This window comes from Grimontia marina (assembly GCF_900060185.1).
GTDB lineage: Bacteria > Pseudomonadota > Gammaproteobacteria > Enterobacterales > Vibrionaceae > Enterovibrio > Enterovibrio marinus.
Genome location: NZ_FIZY01000135.1, coordinates 1 through 2,229 on the forward strand (window position 1 = coordinate 1; position 2,229 = coordinate 2,229).

Annotated in this window: 2 protein-coding genes; one reads left to right on the plus strand and one right to left on the minus strand. The window is 36.4% G+C overall.

The window, feature by feature from the left end:
* Positions 1-317 precede the first annotated feature (317 nt).
* Positions 318-839, minus strand: coding sequence for a hypothetical protein (locus GMA8713_RS25430; RefSeq protein ID WP_157515786.1), 522 nt, complete (start codon positions 837-839; stop codon positions 318-320).
* 1,172 nt (positions 840-2,011) lie between these two features.
* Here GMA8713_RS25430 and tnpA point away from each other — a divergent pair.
* Positions 2,012-2,229, plus strand: a 218-nt coding sequence (tnpA, locus tag GMA8713_RS25435; RefSeq protein ID WP_062714832.1) for an IS66 family insertion sequence element accessory protein TnpA, incomplete at its 3' end; no start/stop codon positions are given.

A 2,229-nucleotide genomic window follows, 5' to 3' on the forward strand; every position in this document is an offset into this window, starting at 1 on the left:
ACAATGAACAAGGATGCTATTGCGACTAAGCAGGCGCAGTTGTCTAAAAAATAGGGAAGCTGGTATTTCAGCTTCCCTATTTTTTGCTTGATTTCTTAATGGCAAAAACGGCTTTTTCAGGGCCGACTGATTAAGGGGATAAAAATAAGCTGATTTCTTAAACCTCAGATTTCGTTCATCTACTAAAAGAAGAAGCGACAGCTACCCGTCGCTTCTTTAACTTCTCAGGTATGCAGCAGTGTAAAGGTCTGGCTCATAATTAGCTTGTCAATTTCAGTTAGCCACGTCTCCATATCCCGAGGTTTCATGTCCAACTCTTAATCAATGATGATTTCTGGTTGCCAATGGACAAAGTCAGGTTCATTGATAGTTTTGACAGCATACTCTCTCAAGCCTGCTCTTAGATCATTAAACGCTTTTGTTGGTGGATTTTCCCATCCAGCACAGTCAATTAGACTAGCACGACGTTTTTTACCAATGCCTACTTCATAGTGCGGAGCGTCACAAATTGGTGAGTCAAACTGTCTCCAGCTCTTGGTTTTGTTCATTGCACGGATAAGCGACTTTACTTTTACTATATCCTGACTATCAAAGAATCTTAATTTAGTACTTCCATCGGAGTCCCTGACAACTACACGGAGATCTTTTGCACCTTCATCATAGTTCTGGCTAATAAATGTGACTGTGCGCTTTTCATTGATCCAGTAACTTGGCCCCTCGGTATACTCAACGACCACTTTGGTGGTCACTGCCGCGTAGGAAGATAAAGAGAATAGAACTAATAACGGTCCAATAATATTGATAAGTTGCTTAATTTTGTCTGAAGTATTCCAATGCATGATTTCCCTCATCCATATTCAGTGGCTTCTATATATTATCAATTATTAAGCCGTATGAAACATTGATAATATCCAGATGCCGGGTTAATCAATAAAAAATTGACAGAAATTCACCTTGATAAATTAACTCTCCAACAACTAAATTTAATTAGACAAAGCGGTTTGGTTTGTATTGCAGTCATCTAAATTACAACATGGACAAGTTGTTTTTGTCTCTTTTATAGGACTATCGTGATTAATCATGATTTTAAATATAAATTTTAGCACACATAGTATGTAACCTTTTGTTTTTAAATACCTAAGAAGGAGCTTAAACACCCCTCCAATTGCGATAAATAACAGAAATACCACTTAGTGTAAAGTTATTTAATGCTAACTCCCATTCACAAGAACTAGAGTATAAAAGATACGAATACCATACTTAATTAATACTTAATAAAATCATTGCCAGCAAAGTCTCTCTATAATTTAATGCTATATACTATCCCTATTGCTTAAATCATTTTTATTATATTTAAATCATAAACTTAGATGAAATCAACCAAAGGTAGACATCATTTTATTAGTGCTAAATTCATACTTTATAATTAATATTTTTAACATATAAAAATTTAGCAACAGAGAAAACTATACATTGAAAGCATAGTTTAATATAAAAAATTAAAACCATCAGTCATTGAAGTACTGTCATGACACTCACTAAGCTATTCTATATGTTGCGTATTTTACTTATTATTAAAACCTCGAAGAAATCAGCGTGCCGTAAAAAGAAACCATAGACATATATAGCCCATATATTTCGCACAATCTTATCTCCTAGTAACATTAGATCCATATTTGAGACGCTAGATATTTGAGGGTTTTCTATCATCACTGTTACATTATCTAATAATTTACAACTCCTAAGCTATGTTTAAGTATTTCGATCATTAACCAATAGAGGTCATCCACTCTTTGTTTAGCGCTTCGTTAAAGCAAACGATTTACAGGGACACACACTTTTAGAAAGACGTTTTCTTCGACTGAATCAAGCTGACAGGCTGATGGCTGGAAAAGTAAATGGGAGATGATGAGGGGGAAACAGGCTGGTTCATAAACCGTAAGCGGTTAATAAACCCCACATACCAATAACACCAGTACTTTGACATAGTGCCTTTTTCAACGGAGGCACCATGAACCAAGAGCAAAAACGCGCCCATTGGGCAGCCATTGTTGAGCAACAAAAACAAAGCCCGCTCTCCATCAAGCAATTTTGTGCAGACCGCGGCCTCAGTTACCAAACCTTCCACTATTGGTCTAAACGATTAAGCTCTCCTGACTCGACGCAGACGCTTCAGCCAATCATTTTCAATGAACATGAACAGACGAAAGCTGAGTCAGTGATCATTAC

Coding starts and splice junctions, on each gene's coding strand:
- GMA8713_RS25430 (WP_157515786.1), bottom strand. CDS start 839: ATGCATTGGAATACTTCAGACAAAATTAAGCAACTTATCAATATTATT.